Genomic DNA, 17,823 nt, shown 5'->3' on the forward strand with positions numbered 1-17,823 from the left:
CATACAAAGGAGTGGCTCCTTTTTCATTAATTTTAATCACCCAATCAGTGAAAATGAGAAAATCGTTACAACACTGAGTAAGTAAGCATTTTAGCTAATCAAATAGATTGGCCGTGAATAATTCAGGATTTATTTTATTTCTGCTCGGGCGTTCATTTTTCTTCTTTAATAAAATAGAAGTCCACTAAGTAACTTTCTTTTTCCACTTGATAGAAAGCATGCGCTATTCATTTACATCAGATTTTTCAAATTTTTCAGTAGGTCAGCACTGACCTACTTTTTGAAAAAACAAAAATTATTTTTGGGGTAAATCAATAAAAATACCAACTCTATGAAAATTATCGACAAATTAATTGGCATCTTTAGGGGATGAGAAAGAAACTCACTTGACGATTCCAAAAAAGTCGACCAACATTACATTCTAGTTAGAATGTGCACAACCATTCCAGTCATTCGGCATATCAAAAACAGGGGAGGTTATACCATGCTAGATAAACACAATGTAATCGGCGGCTTCTTTTCACTGGAGTTGCCTGAACGAACCGAATACCACCAACAGGCCCTGCACTTGAACAGCGCCCGCTACTGTCTTGAGTATTTGCTACGCGTCAAGAACTTTAAGAAAATTTATCTGCCCGCCTATATTTGCGACAGCGTGCTTCAACCGATAAAGCGACTGAACATCGATTACGCTTTTTATCCTATTGGCGGGGATTTCTCACCGGTTTTGGGTAGTGAACCGGAGGACGATGCCTGCTTTCTCTACGTTAACTATTTCGGCTTGAATAACGATAATGTCCGAAAGATCTGCAATGGTCTGAAAAACGTCATCATCGACAATACACAAGCTTTTTTTGAACAGCCTCTGGAACACGTCGACACAATTTATTCGGCGCGCAAGTTCTTCGGCGTCCCGGACGGTGGTTATTTGTATATGGATGCCGACAAGCAGCTCGATCTGAAACAGGATGCATCTTACTACAGATGCGATGCCTTACTAAAACAAATTGATCTGGGGAGTGAGGCCGCCGCTCCGCTTTTTGAAGAAAACGAGGCGTATCTTGACCGATGCGGCCTGAGGGCAATGCCGCGCTTAACACAGCGGCTGCTGATGAGTATTGATTATCAGCACGTTATGACGAAAAGGAATGAAAATTACTTATTTTTACGCAATCATTTAAATCCTTACAATCAACTGAAGACGGATTCCAACGACTTTAACGGTCCGATGTGTTATCCCTTTTTGATGGACAATGGTGAACAACTTAAGGAATACTTGATGGAGCGCCGCATTTTTGTCAACGATTACTGGGAAGAAGTGCTAGAGCGGGTTCCGACTGATAGTTTTGAGCATCGCCTGGCAAAAGACTTGGTCCCGCTCCCGGTCGATCAGCATTGCAGCACAGCAGAAATGCATATCATTGTGCGGACCGTTCTTGAATTTTTGAAAATAAAGGACAAAAGCTAACAGAGAAGAAGGTATTTGTTGTATTTTTTGTATTTGTTGTTAACTTCTCCAAAATTCCATGAAAGCGCATTAATTATTTGATAGAGTAAGTATGTAAAAATTAAACAGTGATCGAGGGGATTGTCGTGTATACCATTGAAAAATTTGATCAGCAAGGTTTGCACTTTTTTAAACTTAAAGATGAAACGTCTTATGTCGATGTCTGCCCGGAACGCGGGGGGATCGTCACTTCATTCCATGCAGATGGTGAGGACATTCTTTACTTGAATGAAGCGACGCTCTTTGACACAACCAAAAATGTCCGCGGCGGCATTCCGGTGTTGTTTCCGATTGCCGGGCAACTGACCGATAAGTCCTATGTTTGGAACGGAACCGTCTACGAAATGGCTAATCATGGGCTTGCCCGAACGCGACCATGGGCCGTTGTTCATCAGGCCAGTGATGAATCCCACACCGAGTTAACACTCTCCTTCCAAAGCAGTGCCGAAACTCTGGAATCTTATCCTTTTCAATTTGAGGTACTCCTGACTTACTCACTGGCGGATGGCAAGCTCAGCATTCGTCAGAAAATCACAAACCTGTCCGCAGAACCGATGCCTGCTTATCCGGGATACCACCCATACTTCAATATAAGTGACAAACAAGTGGATCTGAAAAGCCGAGCGACCAAGTATCTGGATTATAATGACAATCAGATCAAGCCATTTACGGGATCCATTGATTTGGACGGACTGAAAGAATCGGTCGTCCTTCTGCCTGATCAAGCAGATACGCGTCTAGAGGCGTCCTTCAGTGCTGAGAAAAAGCTCATTATTGAACAGGACGACACTTACCGCTACGATGTCCTGTGGGTGGAAGGCGACGCACCGTTCGTCTGCATTGAACCATGGACGGCGAAAACAAACTCTCTTAACGATACCAAGGAAAGTCTTCTGATGGTTGCACCGGAACGGCCTTTGGAATTAAATGTTTCTTTTCACCTGGCAGACCGATAACAACCGCGAGAGACCCGGGAAGAACATGCTTCCCGGGTCTTTTTCATGGTCATTGATGGCTCCACCGCCCATCTATGTGGTAAACGATTCATATTCAGACGGCTCATCGGGCAACAATCCGCAGGAGGAAGCCATGCATCCTGCTCAGTAAATCGTTCTTTAAAGAAGGCACTTCTCGTCCTACATGCTCAGAGTATCGATCTTATACAGCACATTGGCAGCCCATAGCCTGACGTCCTCGACCCGCTTTCGGAAGGTGCACTGTGTGCTGTGCTTCGCTCAAGGCTGTTCTTAACTCCCCGACCTGCCATACATTGTACAGATATATCACAGATTTTCAAGAGATAAGTTACCTGTTTATTTTTGCTAAAGTTATAAAATATTTTCTTCAACCAACACGTCCATGTCTCTATAATGTAATTCTTCAAAAAGTCTCTGAAATCCCCTTTTTGAATATGGTTTTGTACTAAACAAATGAAGATCTCCATCGTTCGTCCAAATAGCTAAAGTTATTGGAAAAATGGTTTTTGCCTTCATGATACGATCATCGAACATCCCCAACTTTTTTCTCCCTCGACTATCTTTAATCCCCTCATATAAAAACGAACGTGAGCCTAGATAGATTTTTTCAATATCCCCTAGTCTCATGCGATCGGTTTTAAATATTAAAAACTTGTTAATCACTCTAACCGAGAGATATGAATCGGTCAGCTTAATCTTATGAGAAAATATAAATCCAATAAGATATAACGTTAAATAGAAATAAAAAATAATACAGATAATATAAAATACCTGAAAATCTGTAAAGATTGATATAACTGATTTTAGATCCAGAAAGGGGACATAAATAAATAAGGCAGCAAGAGCCGATAAAAAATAAAGACCAAATCCACCCGTTCTTAGAACAAGATCACGATTCACATATATCACTCGCCTTTTCATAAGTTGTAACGGTATGGAATTATTATAATCCGTGTTGGAGTTGAATGATATTCAAAACCAGATTCATTGCCTACGAGACAGCTAAACCGAAGAAGGCCCGCACCAGAGTGCCTGTTCAGCACTTTCACCACAATCAGGGTGTGCTGTCCTGTTTCGCTCTTTGACATCTGCTTCAGTAGGCTGTTTTTCAAATCCTAATACTGTAAGCAGATAGGTAAATGAATCACCAGTGGTAGATATTTTCACTCCTTCGATCCAACTTTGAAGGTCATTAATCCCACGTTCAACCATCCGTGCTAAGTCTTCCAGCATCAGGACAAATCGAGCAAAAGCATTCGATCCATACCTTAATGCTTGTTCATGCTCCCTTGTTTTTTCTACTGAATGTTCAAAGTGGTCAGGTTTCCTTTATAATCAAATTCAACCCATTCGCCGCCATGACGCTCCCAGTTATAGTCGTACTTTTCAACTCCGAACCGCTCGATACTGTCCTGAGTTACGAGTTCTCCATTGATCCAGAACGGTTTAATCATCGTTCTTGCTCCGTTCAAACACCTTCAGCAGCATATTTGTCATTTCCCACTACGTTTGCGATTATTGGGTTTGCTTTTAAAATCAATAAATACGATTTTGTCCATATTTTGCAACGATTCACCTCCCAAAAATATCCAGCTAATCAGAGCTGACCAGACAAGGAACACTAAACTCAGAATCAGAATGATACTCATGGATTTCCGCCTTCAATCATCTTATTTTTCACTCAGGCTTCCCAAAGTAGACCTTTTTCATGCTCCTCGCCTTCTCCCACTTGTAATCACTGCAACCTTATTGATGATCTGATGTTCCAACTTCTCAAGACTGCAGAACGGGAAATCCGTCCGATCACTTATTTTCACACACAGTTTCATATCCGCTCCCAGGTGCTCTTGTCCACTCTGGGCTACCCTTTCCAGATAATTTCTACCATCGTCCGTTAAGACTCTTTCGAATCCCGTTACGTTTGTTTTGGCTAGGATGAATGCTGGATCAAAGCTGATAATTTCACGGATCATAATCTTATCCAGTTCCTCGTTTACTTTCCAATCCGAAAATCATATTCGCGGACGTCTGGAGCTAGATAATAATCGGGATGAACGTTTCATCAAGACCTTTGTGATCGGAAGTAAAAATTGGTTGTTTTCCAATACGCCAAGGGGGCAGAGACAGGTCCCCTTGTGTACAGTGTGATTAAATCGGATTACGATTGGAAATTGACGGTAACAAAATATCTGTATGTAAATGATTTATCGCTCTAAGGGGCACAAATAGGGGATGGGAGGGTTTGTCTTCACTAAGATGCGATTTTCAAAGTTTGGCTACCCTATATTGGAGAACACGATCAAACGCTGGATGAATTCACTGATCAAATATCACACAAAAATCAAAAGGCAGATGTCACCCCGCACGTTACGGCATACTCATACATCACTTCTCTCAGAAGCAGGAGTGGACTTGCTGGCAGCATGGATCGACTTGGGCACATTGATGATAGTACAACGAATGTGACCAAAATGAGAAAAAAAAGCTTCTCACGAGTTCGGTGAACACGTGAGAAGCGGTAATCTATAATTATGGCACACAGATGGCACATAATTTCCCGCCATCTTCCGTTACCCCTTAGCTAACAAAGGTTTATTTCATCTTGCTCATCATGTCCATCATGGATGACATCATTTCATCGCATTTGTGCATACAGCTCATCATTTCGTCCTTGTCCATCATCATCATGTCCATGTCTTTCATCATGCTCATGTCCATCTTCGACATTCGTTCCATCATCATATGCATGCATTTCATCTCGCACATCATCTTGTCCATTTCCATCATCATCATCATGTTCATCGGCAGCATCATCGACTTGTTCATCATGTCCATCTTTTCCATAATAAAAATCCCTCCGAAAGTTATTTTTATGGAAAATGCTTTTGCATGACAGCCTGACGCCCTGCTTAGCTCTTCCACACCCTTAATTTACCATGGAAATTGAGTAGGCACAAAGCTTTTTTGCAGTTTATAAAATTCGTTGTACGCCAAAAGGACGTGAAAAGTTGTTCTCACGCCATTTTTTATATTTAAATCATAAAAAAGTTCTATTGGAAGTTACGCGATCATTGGCAGAATTGCTGGTGACCGTGTTTCAGCTCATCAATTTCCCGTCCAAGCTCCAGCCTTCTCTGCTTCAAAGCGAAGAGCTTGTTTGTCACCTCATCAGTCGCTTCCAGTGTATGGCACCGCAGCCGCTGGTAAAGTGTCAAAATCTGACGGTTCACTTCAACAAACTGTTGCTGAAGGTTCCTTTCCTTCTGGAATTCTAAATCTGAATGATCCTGCTGCAATTCGGCAAGCCGACCAAGTATTTCATCCTGCCATTCGGTGTCATTCAATTTCCCCGCAAAGCGGTAAAGATCCAGATAATTGTCAATCTGTGCATATCTTGCTTGACTCAACATAGTAAAAACCCCTTCTTATCTTCATTCCGGAATTAGCACGGTACTCCTATGAGCCCGTTGCTGAGCCTTCTTTGGGCCGGTCCCTCCGACTCTCTTGATAAGAATTGTCCGGCAACTTTTCATGATTCATGTGAAAAGCGATTATTTTTCTCAGATCAAGAAAAATAATCGCTGTAGCCGTTCGACTGATTTTCCTTATCTCTCAGAATAACTCTGCTGGAATTAACACCATGCACATTTTTATGTGTTGGTTGTCGGGTTTCATTGGGCCAGTCCCTCCGCCACTCTGGATAAGTTTTATTTAATTAATGTTATTTTACATTGCGACAAAATCTTTGTCAACAGTAATGAAAAATTTCATCATCAGGAACCGGATCCGTGGTGCAGATCCGTGCGCGCCTTTTTGTACGCGCCGATCATCCGCTTAGCATAGGGTACGAGGATCCGTCCCTGATCGGACAAAACAACACCTCTTCCGCTTCGAATAAAGAGATCGGCTCCAAGTTCTCTTTCAAGTGCCTGGATCCGCGACGAAATGGATGGCTGAGACAAAAATAATTTTTCCGAAGCCTCGCGATAACTCTGATATTTTACAACAGCCAGAAATGCATCAAGTTGATCGATCGTCATTGGATCACTTTCCTTCGTTCCTTGTCAAAGATAAAAATATTTTATCCAAACTGTAGGTGAAGGAGACCGGCTGACATAAAAAAAAATCCATCAATGAGGAAAAAAGGCTTGCCATTCTTATCTCTCAGATTTCATCTGTCGGAATTGACACCATACCTTAAAGGCTGGTTGTCGGGCTTCACAGGGCCGGTCCCTCTGCCACTCTTGATAAGAATTATATGGTTGATGTTTTGAGTGTACGAAAAATACTACTGGAAGTCAATCGTTATTCCAAGTATTTTTATGTGTTTTATATATTAATGACAAATTATCAACAGTTTTACTGCCTCATAGAAGCTTTTAGACAAAATAAAAAACACAGACTTAGGCTGTGCAGTTTAAAATGATTCAGCTCTTATTTATCCTTTTTGATCGCTTTCATCGCTTGAAGAACATCGGCAGGAAGCTGGCCCGAAACGGCCTGGCTGTTTTCCTTTTGGATCGCTTCATAGATCTCTGATCGGTGAATGTCAATTTCACGCGGGGCATTGATGCCTAATTTGATCTGATCGCCCTCGACAGCCACGATTTTTACTTCGACCTCGTCTCCTATACGGATCGACTCGCCCAGTTTGCGTGTCAGAATCAGCATGATCTCACGCCCTTTTCCACGTTTTGGATTGCGCCAGAGGCTCTGTAACTGAGTACGAAGAAAAGTCCGAGATATACTGCTTACCAAGCTTTTGGGTCGTATTGATGATCACAGGTGCCTTCAGATTGGCTGTAGATTTAGAAAAAGGGGTTTGAACCGTAACGATAACCCATACGGATACATCTTCATCAGATTCAATTTCGAGTTGCCTGACCACTTTATCTGATAGATTAACACTAAAATGATCAAAAAAAAGAAAGGGCGATGTCACAATAAAAGCAGCATTTCGTTCATCTATAGACTGAAGAACTGAAAAGGCTTCACCAAAAGGTTGAAGAATAAATTGCTTGTTTTTTTCAAATCCTGGAAGTCCACCAGGGAATGAGAGTATTTCCTCAGCATTTATCTCCTGTTCTCCGTAGTAGCGTGTCTGAATTTTCATCCGTTGTTTCAGCCCTTCTCCTGTTTATGAAGATTCCTCAATGTTACTCTCGTTTCAGTGATATAAAACACTATTGCAGAAAATTAACCAGCGATTGCTGAATGATACGCGCTCCAACTGAAAGAGAAGCCGTGTAGACATTCTGTTGCTGATTCAAGTTAACGATCGCAGTAGGGTAATCAACATCCTCGTTATTCGCCATTATCTGTGTAGCAGTTGTCTTCTGGTCATCCAGTCGATTGCTGATCATCGTCACACGGTCCGATCTTGCTCCAAGATTTGCCTGCGCATCATTAACAGAATCCAGAGTTGTATCAATTTTGCCTAAATAAGTGCCGATATCCACACCCGTGGATGATGGGTTGTTCAATGCATCTTTCAAGCCATTTAAGTTCTGAAACATTGTGGAAGTAAAGACCGTATTAGGATCAACATTGACCGACATTCTTAATCCATCGCTTAGATCCAGAGAAAAATTGGGATTACTGAGCGCTGTTGAATTGGGTGTCACATTCCCGGCTGAATCCTGTGTTAAAAGCGGATTAGCTGAATTACTTCCGCTGAAAATGTATTGGCCGCCGACCTGTGTATTGCCGAGTGTCACCAATTGCTTGGTGTATTGATCAACCTGCTGACCGATTGCCGCTCGTTGATCAGAAGTATATGTATCGGTACTCGCTTCTGACACGAGATCGCGTATATTCTGAAGTATCGAATTGACCTGGCTCAATGCACTGTCAGAACTATTAATCCAGCTCTGAGCTGTCGAAACATTATTCTGGTACTGTTCAATATGATTCACGTCAGTCCGGTACGCGATACCCATCATCGCAACGGTCGGATTCTGGGAAGGAAGCGTAATTTTTTTCCCGCTTGACAGCTGATTCTGTAAATCTTCAATCTTCCCGTATCCATCAGACATATTCTGAATCAGATTATTCGACATCATTTGCTGAGTAATCCGCATGACTTAGCCCCCCATCTTGTTGATTAATGTATCAAGCAGTGTGTCAATCGTCGTCACGACTTTGGCCGCTGCGTCATAAGTATGCTGATACTGAATAAGATTCGTCATTTCCTCATCCATTGAAACACCGCTGATCGAAGACTGACGATTCTGAGCCGCTTGAAGCAACGTATTAGAATTATCGGATAATTGCTGAGCAGATTGTGAATTGACGCCAATCTGACCGATCAGGCCCTGCAGATATCCTTTTAATGTGGTTCCTGAAGCGGAAGTGGTTGTTCCATGTGTGCCGTCAACATCGTATGTGTCTGTAGCTATGACGTCAGCCATGGCTTGAGCGCTTGAATTATCTCCACTTGGTTTGCCGGACGCACTTGATACGATATCACTGCCAGTCAGATTCGTGTTTACATGAATATTCGCTGCCGTGACCGTGCCAGGGCTGTTGGGATCTGAGGAATCACCAAGGAAAAAAGTCCCTTTACTGCTGGTATAGCCAGCATTTTGAGCATAAACCTGATCCATATTTGTGGCAAGCGTATTGGCCAAATTATTCAGGCTTTGAAAAACTTCCGGATAATCTTTAGTATAAGAATCAATCAGTCCCTGAAGTCCGCCAGAAAAAGGGGTATTTCCCGAAGCATCCGTCAGAGTAGATACCGTCGTCGGAGTCGTATCTGTTGTAACGACTGAAACATTCACCTTGGGATTTGTCGCATCGGTCGTGTCAATCGTTGTCTGCAAATGATTATCCGTCAATTGAGTTCCGTCAACCAAAGTGGCCGGTGGACTAAATGAAGAACCGTTCTGCTGGACTATTTCAATGGAATAAAGGCCTTCAGCTAAAGGTGAGGGATTTCCACCGGACTTCACAGGAGTTACCTTGACGTTGACAAGCTGAGACAGTTCCTGTGTGAGCTGATCCCGCTGATCATAAAGTTCATTAGGAAGTTGTCCGTTCGCTTCCACCCGATTGATTTCCTGGTTCAACACATTAATTTGATCGGCATAACTATTTATTTGAGACGTATTGTCAGTAATTTGCTGTTGAAGATTATTCTGAACCTTTTCAAGCGAATTAGAAAGATAATTAAATGTATCGGCTACTTCCTGTCCATTCTGAAGAACGACCGAACCAGTTCCGCTTGTACCTGGATTTCCTGCCAAATCTTGCAAAGAAGTCCAGAAACCGTCAAGTACAGATGAAATACCTGTATTCGTTGGTTCATTAATAATATTTTCCATCTGACTATATGCATCACTAACCGATGACCAGTATCCGTTCTGATTCACATTGTCTCTAACCTGCTGATTGACAAACTTATCCGTAATTCGTGTAACGGAATTATCAATCACTCCGGTTCCTATCTGCCCTGCTCCGCCTTGCTGATTGATGCCGGAAGCTGGATAAGGATACCACGTTGAAAGATTGACTCGTTCACGTGAATAGCCAGGTGTATTGGCGTTCGATATATTGTTACCCGTCGTCTGAATAGCGTCCTGAGTCACCCCCAACGCCCGTTGCATCATATTCAGGCTTGAAAATATCGGAATCATGAAGAAATACCTCCATCTCTCTTTTCACTAAAAAAATTTTCAGACACCGGATTTTTTTATCATCAACATGTTCAAGTCACAATAGACTTTATGCCCGTGAATCAATCCGCCCGCTAAATCCTGGGTCAGGTTTCCGTCTATCATGTGGGTTTCCGTAATTCTCCGGTTGATGCCGTGGCTGGAGCAAATTTAAATTGAGCTTCACCCACCGAATCGACTGACGAAGGAGATCCTGATTAAGCAAATTTGCCTGTTTGAGCTTCACTACACTTCTAGCTAATTCCAGATACAGTGACGTCCATTCCGGTCGGTCCGCTTCGGAAACAACTGCCGACTCCCATTCACTGAAAGTTGGATCTACATCGTCCTTTTTCCAATCCGGCAGATCTTTTGCCACTTCCCCGATTCTCTGTTTTTCCAGATGCTGCAGCTGATGAATCAGTGGAATTTCCGATTTAGAGAGCCGGGCGACTGTTTTTTCATCCCCAATTTTTATCGCTTCGGTTTTCTCTTGGGCAATATCAAACAGTGTCTCATGTACTGAAATCAAGCTTTTAATAATGCGTTTCATGGATGAAACAGACATTGAATTCGCTCCCTACACGAATAATGAATTTTACGATCTGTTCTCAGAGTTGTTCCAGTAGGCGTACATTTTCTTCGCAATGTCCTGGGAAGCAACATGATAGGTGCCCGCGTCAACCTGATTTTTGAGCTGCTGCACTTTCTCACTCCTGGCTTCTTCCAGTTTTTGCGCGCCCTGCATTCGTTTTGCTTCCGAAGAAATTTCAACCTTGTCGCTTTTCGCCGAAACGTTCTGTACCTGATCGCCGGGCTTCGGCTGATTGTAGTTCGCATAGGGTTGTACAGGCTGATAGCCGTCAATTTTCATTTAAGGTGCCCCCTTTCCTTCGGATTAATATCTTTCACCCGCTGGTCCCGTCACCGCGACCGCAGCTCTTTACCATACATAATGATCATTGTTTCCAACAATAATATCGGATAAAATCGGCTAAAGTTTAGCGGGAGGCCATAGTTCAGATTCTCCGCGTATGATATGTTTTCAGACGATTTGCCTTCAGGCGGGCTTCTTCTTCAAGATCTTCCCTGTGAAGATCCCCTTGTATTTTATTCCGGCAATCGCTGCAAATCACACCTTCCGTAATCATTTTACCGCATGATTTGCACGGATAACCGAGGTTCGGGAACATCGCCGAAACCAGTCTTCCTTCGCGCACCCACTGGTAGATCAGTTCCGTTTCAACGCCGGTCGCGTCATGAACCTGCGGAACCGTCGCCATCCGGTGCTCCTGTTCGCGTATATAATCATAAACAATGTCAAATTTTTTATCCTGTTCCTTCAAGCATTCCGGACAGTACGGTGAAGATACCCGCACAAACAGCCGGCCGCAGCTTTTGCAATTCGCAAGTTCAGCCACTGTGAACCCTCCTCTTCAGTCACTCATTTAATTATAGACGAATGGCCCACTTCAGGCACTCTGTAACACTTTATCGGCAGATCCCTATTAAAATTTTAGGTGGTTTGTCACATTCACTTCTGCTTTTTTACCTGTCTGCCGCCTTCGTTCATGTTAGAATGCTTATATGAATGCCCGGTTATCCTTTATTCAGGCGAAGTTCAGCTTTTAATGAGTGCTGATTAACTGTGGCGCATTCCGAAGGGAGATTCGGATTTGCATTTTTTTAAAACGCACTGGCTTGCTAAATTTTTTATATTAGATCTTATCCTGGCGGCAACGATCGCCGGTTTATATTATAATGACTCACTTGGAGAAACAGGCCGGCAGTCACTAATCCGGAGCGTCACCGCTTTCTTTTCAAGTGCCGAAAGCGACGCCAAAGAGGTAATTCGAAGCACTACGAATCAAAAAACGGCCAGGGCCAGTGTTCTAATTCAGGCGCCGCAAATCCAGCAGAATCCCGGCCTGCCGCGCGGCTGCGAGGTAACCTCGCTCGCCATGTTGCTGCAGCAGGCCGGTGTGAAAATCAATAAGATGGAGCTGGCCACAGAAATCAAAAAAGTTCCATACGAACAAAATGGGCGTTACGGTGATCCCGGGGAAGGGTTCGTTGGCAACATGTATCGAATAAGCAGCCCGGGCTATGGCGTCTATCATCAACCGCTGGTGGATCTGGCGGGAAAGTATCTGCCGTTCCGCATTGCGGACCTGACCGGAAAGTCCTTCAGCTCGATCATTGACAGCCTCAATGACGGCAGGCCGGTGATCGTGATTACAAATGTCACGTTCAGGCCCCTGCCGAGCAGCGCTTTTGAAACCTGGCACACGGCCTCAGGAACGGTCCGTATTACAAGGCAAGAGCACGCGGTTCTGATCACCGGATACGACAGGAACCATATTTACTTTAACAATCCTCTCGGCTCAAAAAACGAGAGTGCGGACAAGCAGAGTTTTATCAAAGCATGGGAGCAGATGGGCAGCCAGGCAATCACCTATACAAAGTTCCCTTCGTTTTGAATTCGGTAGTTTGTGAAAAAGAAAAATCCGTTTTTGCGCTCTTTCATAGTTCATCCATGAATCAGTGTCAATGAATCGACACACTTTGGATCCGCCCTTTCGAAAGCCGCAGCAGCACGGCGCAGGGTCGCTCCTGTCGTATAAATATCGTCAATGAGCAAAACCTTCGTTCCATGGAGCACTTCAGAAAATGCTTCGTCCAGTTTAAATGGATTTTCTCCTGATTCCAACCGTTCCCTGCGATTTTTCTTGCTCTGCTTTCTTTCGCCGCCGATGCGGCAAAGTGCCGGAACAACAGGTTCGCCGATCAGTTCCGCCAGAACCTCCGCTTGATTGAACCCGCGCTCCTTCAGGCGATTCCCGCTGAGGGGCATCGGGACAATGACACAGGTTTCTCGGGGATGATGTTTTCCGTTTCTTAGACGCTCCCAGTGTGTGCGCCAATCTTTACCAATGATCTTTCTGCCCGCGGCACGGAACTCTTTTCTGAATCCGACGGCAAGAGCGGCGTCTCCACGAAATTTAAAGGTTGTGATGACCTCCTTCATCCAGTCGTTGTAGCTGTAAAGAGCGATATTCCGTCCAAAGCAGCCATTTCCGCCGCTTTTTTCCCAGCGCCGGCAGTCGGTGCAGACCGAGCCCGAAATGAATTTTTCATCCATCAATCCGAGATCACGTCCACAGAGCCGGCAGCTATGCCCTTGAGGAATTTTGACAAATTTTTCTCTGCATGTCCGGCAAAATCCGGGCGATGAATCTGCAGAGAGAAGCGTGCGGAATGTCATCCTTTCCTGCCTGTCCTGGCCGCAGATCAGACAAACCAGCCCGTTCAAAATCCGCCCTCGCGATTCATTTGCTCAATGTGGCGGCGCGCCCGGATCATTTCAAGCGTCTTGCCATTATGAAAAAAGACGATATCCCCATCCGGGCGGTCTGCGGAACGGCCTACTCTTCCGGAGATCTGAACAAGCGCGCGCTCATCGAATACGGGATCATCCGCTCCGAAAACAGCCGCTTCGGCTCCGGGCACAGTGACTCCGCGCTCCAGAATGGTCGTGGTCACAAGAATTCTGATCCTTCCCTCTCGAAAGGCGGTGACCTTCTCATGCCGGTTCGGATCCTGAGCATGCACTCCCGCGACCGATGCGAATCCTTCCTTCTGAAGCAGCTCGGTTACCAAGTGGGCCAGTCTGACGGATGGAACAAAACAAAAAAGGGGCCGATCCGCTGCATTTTTTCCACGTACCCATTCTATAAAAGATTTCGGCAGAACTCCTTTTCTTAAGCTCTGAGGCCAGTTCCCTGTCCACATGAACCGGGGCACGGGCAATGGAAAGCCATGGTAGCGTCGGGAAATCTTTACGCCGCGCAGTTTGCCGGAGAGAAAAGCGTTTTTCAGATCGGCCGGAGGTGTGGCACTGAGGTAAGCAATCGAAGCCCCTTTTTTGGCGGCTTTTTTCACAGCGTAGGCCAGCATTGGGTCAAAATGATAAGGGAATGCGTCCACTTCATCAATGATTACCCGGTCAAAATATCGGTGGAAACGGATCAGCTGATGGGTCGTCGCAATCACGAGCGGTGCTTCAGGCTGCCGCTCACTGCTTCCGCCGTACAGGGCGCTGACTGGTATCTCAGGAAATGCCGCTTTGATCCGTGGGTACAGTTCCCGGACAACGTCAGTCCGAGGCGTGGACAGCACCACGCGCTCGCCGCGGAGAAGCGCGTGCTCAACTGCCGGAAAGAGAAGTTCCGTCTTTCCCGCGCCAGTGACCGCCCAGATTAGAAAAGAGTCCCCTTCCGATAGAGCCGAATCAAGCTCGGCGGCTGCCTTCGTCTGTTCCGGAGACAGATTCCCCGACCAGGCGCATAGTTTTTCTTCTGGCGTAGGGACGGCCCGATCCGGAGCCGGACCGATCCATGTCGCGAGCTTCGTGCATGACCGGATCACGCCCATGTTCAGGCAGTGGCGGCAGTAGACACAATTGCGACCGCAGCGACCACAAGTTATGGATGCAAACGCTGCGAAATTCGCATTGCCGCAGCGGACGCATAGATATTTTTTCCTGCCGGTGATGGATGAAAAAAAGCCGTCGCCTGACGTTTGAATACCGTCAGTCAGATTGATCCATCCGGCGCTCACATGATCCCTGATCAATTGTTCTGAGAAAGGTATTTCTTCGAGCGGGCATTCTCTACCATATAAAAATTGCCTTAAGTCTTTACTGAATGATGTGGTTTCCGGAGAATGAGATGACGATAGCATCATAGAAAGGCCTTCTTTCGGAGATTAGAGTAGAAGAAAATTGGTTGGATGGGGCTGACAGTGTGGAAGACAGCATGGGACGATAAAAAGGCGGGATTTTAAAATAATTCGCCATCGAGTCGTCTCAGTCCTTCTTTAGGTTGAAAAAATTTTTCTTGCGTACCTGTGCATTTTTACCAGCCACTTTCGCCGGTTTACCAGCCACTTTCGCCGGTTTACCAGCCACTTTCGCCGGTTTACCAGCCACTTTCGCCGGTTTACCAGCCACTTTCGCCGGTTTACCAGCCACTTTCGCCGGTTTACCAGCCACTTTCGGTGCGGCGCATGATTTCGGAAACAAAATCATGCGCCGCACCGAAAGTACTCTTAAAACGCATCCGTAATCAAAAAAACTTTCCCCCGCTTATCACGAAAGAAAGTTTCAGTCAATCGCTATTCAGTTGATCTTCACCCAGCCGTTTTTGATCGCGACGACAACGGCTTGCGTGCGGTCATCCACATTCATTTTTTGCAGGATATTGCTGACATGGTTTTTGACCGTTTTTTCACTGATATAGAGCAGTTCACCGATGGACCGGTTGCTCTTGCCGTCCGCCATCAACTGCAGTACTTCGCATTCGCGGTGGGTCAGAATGTGAAGCGGTGGACGGTATTCAAGATCGCGGAATCCGGACGGCTCGCTGCTGTAACCCTGCGACGCCAGGCGGCGGAATTCGTTGACCAAATTGTGTGTCACCTTCGGATGGATATAGGCGCCGCCCTGTGCGACTATCCGGACCGCTTCGATCATCGAATCAGCGTCCATTTCCTTGAGCAGATAACCGAGCGCGCCGGATTTCAGCACGTGTGTCACATAGCTTTCATCATCATGGATGGACAGGATGATCACCTTGAGTCCCGGATGATTTTTGATCAGCTGCCGGGTCGCCTCGACCCCGTTCAATTTCGGCATATTGATATCCATCAGGACGACATCGGGATTCGTTTCCTCAATCAGTTTTTCAGCGGTGCTCCCGTCATCCCCCTCGGCAACTACCTCGAAGTCGGGCTCCATGTCGAGAATTCTTTTGACCCCCTCGCGGAAAAGGCGATGGTCGTCAATCAAAGCAATCGTTGTGATTTTAGGATGGACATTTGTCACTTTGTGCTGCCGCAGAAACACGGATCATGAGCCAAAGGTTCAGGCTGTATACCGAAAATTTTTAAAATGAACGGCACACAGTGAACCCTGATAAAATATCTGTTTAATAGAAAAGTTTAAATAAGTGCTGTCTTTGTGTGACCGGAGTCAACCTGCCAGAGGCTTGACTTCGCCAGGTTTTCTTTAAAAGACTGTGTTCATCATCCGTGGGTCCCGAACTGCGGCAGATCGTTCACCTCTCTTTTTTTATCGGCTATTGCTTATCATGCGCGGGACACGCATTCATCCGACATCAGTTTTTCCTAAATATCGTGATCAGTCAAGCACATCCCCGGGCTGGATCGGGATTGCAGCCAAAATGGTTGTCCCATGTTCCGGGCTGGAATTAATGGTCAGTTCTCCGTTCAGGAGATCGGCGCGTTCCTTCATGCCGATCAGTCCGTAACTTCCTTCCTTTTTAACGGACTGGTCAAAGCCTGCGCCGTCATCCTTCACAAGAATGATGACCTCATCTTTCCTGAATTCCAAGCGGATTCGGACATTGCTAGGATTGGCATGTACGCAGGCGTTCTGAACCGCTTCCTGAACCAGCCGGAACAGTGCCGCCTCGATGCGTGACTGAAGCCGTTTTTCAGCGCCCAGGTTTTTAAAGCCGATATTAATGGATGGAAAATCGCTGTCCACCCGGTGAAAATATTTTTGTAGCGTCGGCACCAAACCAAGATCATCCAAGCTCATCGGCCGCAGATCGTAAATGATCCGCCGGACCTCGGCCAGCGCGTCCTGAACCATGACCCTATACTTCTGAAGTTCCCGTCGCGCGGCCTCATCACCTTCACGCTTTCCAACGCGCTCAACAACATCAAGTCCAATCAGCACCTGAGCAAGCGTCTGCGCCGGTCCGTCATGAATTTCGCGGGACAGGCGTTTCCGCTCCTCCTCCTGAGCCTCGATAATTTTCAGGCCAAGTGCGCGCTGTTCCCGAGCGGTTGCCACCACTTCCCCTATCTGCATCAAATCGCTTGTCAGATAGTGGAGAACTACTGTTACCTGACCAACCAGGTTCTCCGCTTTTTTTATGGTTGAATTAAGCTGGACAAGTCTGCGCTCAAGCTCATTCCGCCGGGCTTTCATCTGCTTTTCCGTTTGGCGGACAAGCGACAGATCATTCTGGATCTGATTGGCCTGCTCGTAAGCTGTACGTATGTCTTTTTCACCATACCTGTCAAAGGCCCTGCTGATCTCCGCCAACCTGCCTCTCGACATTCTGGCCTCTAGCTCCAGCTTGTCGCTGCGTTCAATAATACCGGTCAGTTCCTGCTTGACCAGATGCAGTTCTTTAGTCAGCGCATCATACTCTTTTCTTGACTCTTCGCCAATGTCAAAAATCTGAGATTTGCTATCGCTGACATTTTCAATCATACTGTTAATAATTTTGTCGAGATGTTTTTCATCAAGCGATTTTGCATTCACATTACCGGCTGACATAAACTACCTCCATACACACTTTAGCCGAATGGGGCAACTGTTACTAGACACATTATGCCTATATCCCAATAGGACAAAAGAACCAAATCGTTTTTAAGCTCTATTCCCATTTTTTAATAAATTTAAACGTAAGACCCGTGAAAACGGATTATCATCGACAGAATCACTGTTTCTTTATTATTATACCTGAATTATTCACGGCCAATCTATTTGATTAGCTAAAATGCTTACTTACTCAGTGTTGTAACGATTTTCTCATTTTCACTGATTGGGTGATTAAAATTAATGAAAAAGGAGCCACTCCTTTGTATG

The 17,823-nt window shown here is 45.3% G+C and carries 22 protein-coding genes, 1 pseudogene and 3 riboswitches; of the genes and pseudogenes, 4 read left to right on the forward strand and 19 right to left on the reverse strand.

Annotated elements, in window-relative coordinates:
- The first annotated feature begins 484 nt into the window (after positions 1–484).
- A complete protein-coding gene (locus E4665_RS17235) occupies positions 485–1,468 on the forward strand; it encodes a hypothetical protein (RefSeq protein ID WP_241654952.1) in 984 nt (327 codons plus the stop codon).
- 125 nt (positions 1,469–1,593) lie between these two features.
- A complete protein-coding gene (locus tag E4665_RS17240) occupies positions 1,594–2,463 on the forward strand; it encodes an aldose epimerase family protein (RefSeq protein WP_135350044.1) in 870 nt (289 codons plus the stop codon).
- Between the two features lie 372 nt (positions 2,464–2,835).
- Here E4665_RS17240 and E4665_RS17245 read toward each other — a convergent pair whose 3' ends face one another.
- From E4665_RS17245 to E4665_RS18275, 4 genes are all read right to left on the reverse strand, one after another.
- Entirely contained in the window at positions 2,836–3,384 is a 549-nt protein-coding gene (locus E4665_RS17245) for a hypothetical protein (protein WP_135350045.1), read from the reverse strand.
- 102 nt (positions 3,385–3,486) lie between these two features.
- The gene (locus tag E4665_RS17250) at positions 3,487–3,696 is read right to left on the reverse strand and encodes a hypothetical protein (RefSeq protein ID WP_135350046.1); all 210 of its coding nucleotides are present in this window, start codon (positions 3,694–3,696) and stop codon (positions 3,487–3,489) included.
- Between the two features lie 86 nt (positions 3,697–3,782).
- The gene (locus tag E4665_RS18270) at positions 3,783–3,938 is read right to left on the reverse strand and encodes a hypothetical protein (RefSeq protein ID WP_167815244.1); all 156 of its coding nucleotides are present in this window, start codon (positions 3,936–3,938) and stop codon (positions 3,783–3,785) included.
- A 252-nt stretch (positions 3,939–4,190) separates the two neighbouring features.
- Positions 4,191–4,457, reverse strand: coding sequence for a hypothetical protein (locus E4665_RS18275; protein ID WP_167815243.1), 267 nt, complete (start codon positions 4,455–4,457; stop codon positions 4,191–4,193).
- 49 nt (positions 4,458–4,506) lie between these two features.
- Between E4665_RS18275 and E4665_RS17255 the strand changes: the two are divergent.
- Positions 4,507–4,608: pseudogene (locus tag E4665_RS17255) on the forward strand (IS66 family transposase); the annotation flags it as partial.
- 468 nt (positions 4,609–5,076) lie between these two features.
- Here E4665_RS17255 and E4665_RS17265 read toward each other — a convergent pair.
- From E4665_RS17265 to E4665_RS17310, 10 genes are all read right to left on the reverse strand, one after another.
- On the reverse strand, positions 5,077–5,328 hold the full coding sequence (locus E4665_RS17265; RefSeq protein ID WP_194086000.1) for a hypothetical protein: 252 nt from the start codon (positions 5,326–5,328) through the stop codon (positions 5,077–5,079).
- A 224-nt stretch (positions 5,329–5,552) separates the two neighbouring features.
- The gene (locus tag E4665_RS17270) at positions 5,553–5,894 is read right to left on the reverse strand and encodes a hypothetical protein (protein ID WP_135350047.1); all 342 of its coding nucleotides are present in this window, start codon (positions 5,892–5,894) and stop codon (positions 5,553–5,555) included.
- Positions 5,895–5,906: 12 nt separating this feature from the next.
- Positions 5,907–5,998, reverse strand: a riboswitch (SAM riboswitch).
- Positions 5,999–6,086: 88 nt separating this feature from the next.
- Positions 6,087–6,191, reverse strand: a riboswitch (SAM riboswitch).
- A gap of 66 nt (positions 6,192–6,257) precedes the next feature.
- Entirely contained in the window at positions 6,258–6,524 is a 267-nt protein-coding gene (locus E4665_RS17275; RefSeq protein WP_135350048.1) for a LysR family transcriptional regulator, read from the reverse strand.
- Between the two features lie 114 nt (positions 6,525–6,638).
- A riboswitch (SAM riboswitch) is annotated at positions 6,639–6,738 on the reverse strand.
- Between the two features lie 180 nt (positions 6,739–6,918).
- The gene (gene csrA / locus E4665_RS17280) at positions 6,919–7,155 is read right to left on the reverse strand and encodes a carbon storage regulator CsrA (protein WP_135350049.1); all 237 of its coding nucleotides are present in this window, start codon (positions 7,153–7,155) and stop codon (positions 6,919–6,921) included.
- A gap of 4 nt (positions 7,156–7,159) precedes the next feature.
- Positions 7,160–7,597: a flagellar assembly protein FliW gene (gene fliW, locus E4665_RS17285; protein WP_135350050.1), complete on the reverse strand. Its 438-nt coding sequence runs from the start codon at positions 7,595–7,597 to the stop codon at positions 7,160–7,162.
- A 70-nt stretch (positions 7,598–7,667) separates the two neighbouring features.
- A complete protein-coding gene (flgL, locus tag E4665_RS17290; RefSeq protein WP_135350051.1) occupies positions 7,668–8,564 on the reverse strand; it encodes a flagellar hook-associated protein FlgL in 897 nt (298 codons plus the stop codon).
- A 3-nt stretch (positions 8,565–8,567) separates the two neighbouring features.
- A complete protein-coding gene (gene flgK / locus E4665_RS17295; protein WP_135350052.1) occupies positions 8,568–10,121 on the reverse strand; it encodes a flagellar hook-associated protein FlgK in 1,554 nt (517 codons plus the stop codon).
- A gap of 88 nt (positions 10,122–10,209) precedes the next feature.
- Complete coding sequence (locus tag E4665_RS17300) at positions 10,210–10,707, reverse strand: flagellar protein FlgN (RefSeq protein WP_135350053.1); 498 nt, start codon at positions 10,705–10,707, stop codon at positions 10,210–10,212.
- 30 nt (positions 10,708–10,737) lie between these two features.
- Entirely contained in the window at positions 10,738–11,013 is a 276-nt protein-coding gene (flgM, locus tag E4665_RS17305) for a flagellar biosynthesis anti-sigma factor FlgM (RefSeq protein WP_135350054.1), read from the reverse strand.
- Between the two features lie 145 nt (positions 11,014–11,158).
- Positions 11,159–11,560, reverse strand: coding sequence for a TIGR03826 family flagellar region protein (locus E4665_RS17310; RefSeq protein WP_135350055.1), 402 nt, complete (start codon positions 11,558–11,560; stop codon positions 11,159–11,161).
- A 255-nt stretch (positions 11,561–11,815) separates the two neighbouring features.
- Here E4665_RS17310 and E4665_RS17315 point away from each other — a divergent pair, with 255 nt between their 5' ends.
- Positions 11,816–12,619: a C39 family peptidase gene (locus E4665_RS17315; protein ID WP_135350056.1), complete on the forward strand. Its 804-nt coding sequence runs from the start codon at positions 11,816–11,818 to the stop codon at positions 12,617–12,619.
- 50 nt (positions 12,620–12,669) lie between these two features.
- Here the strand turns inward: E4665_RS17315 and E4665_RS17320 are convergent, their stop codons facing one another.
- The 5 genes from E4665_RS17320 to E4665_RS17340 all read right to left on the reverse strand — a co-directional run bounded on the left by E4665_RS17320 (position 12,670) and on the right by E4665_RS17340 (position 17,511).
- A complete protein-coding gene (locus E4665_RS17320; RefSeq protein ID WP_241654953.1) occupies positions 12,670–13,452 on the reverse strand; it encodes a ComF family protein in 783 nt (260 codons plus the stop codon).
- Positions 13,449–14,885 (reverse strand): ATP-dependent helicase ComFA, encoded by a 1,437-nt coding sequence (locus E4665_RS17325; protein WP_135350057.1) that lies wholly within the window; start codon positions 14,883–14,885, stop codon positions 13,449–13,451. Before E4665_RS17325 ends, E4665_RS17320 begins: the two co-directional genes overlap by 4 nt.
- 121 nt (positions 14,886–15,006) lie before the next feature.
- Entirely contained in the window at positions 15,007–15,237 is a 231-nt protein-coding gene (locus E4665_RS17330) for a hypothetical protein (RefSeq protein ID WP_174845501.1), read from the reverse strand.
- Between the two features lie 81 nt (positions 15,238–15,318).
- Positions 15,319–16,023 (reverse strand): response regulator, encoded by a 705-nt coding sequence (locus tag E4665_RS17335; protein ID WP_277752233.1) that lies wholly within the window; start codon positions 16,021–16,023, stop codon positions 15,319–15,321.
- A 315-nt stretch (positions 16,024–16,338) separates the two neighbouring features.
- On the reverse strand, positions 16,339–17,511 hold the full coding sequence (locus E4665_RS17340) for a sensor histidine kinase (RefSeq protein WP_135350059.1): 1,173 nt from the start codon (positions 17,509–17,511) through the stop codon (positions 16,339–16,341).
- Positions 17,512–17,823 lie beyond the last annotated feature (312 nt).

This window comes from Sporolactobacillus shoreae, from assembly GCF_004684935.1.
GTDB classification, from domain to species: Bacteria; Bacillota; Bacilli; order Bacillales; family Sporolactobacillaceae; genus Sporolactobacillus; species Sporolactobacillus shoreae.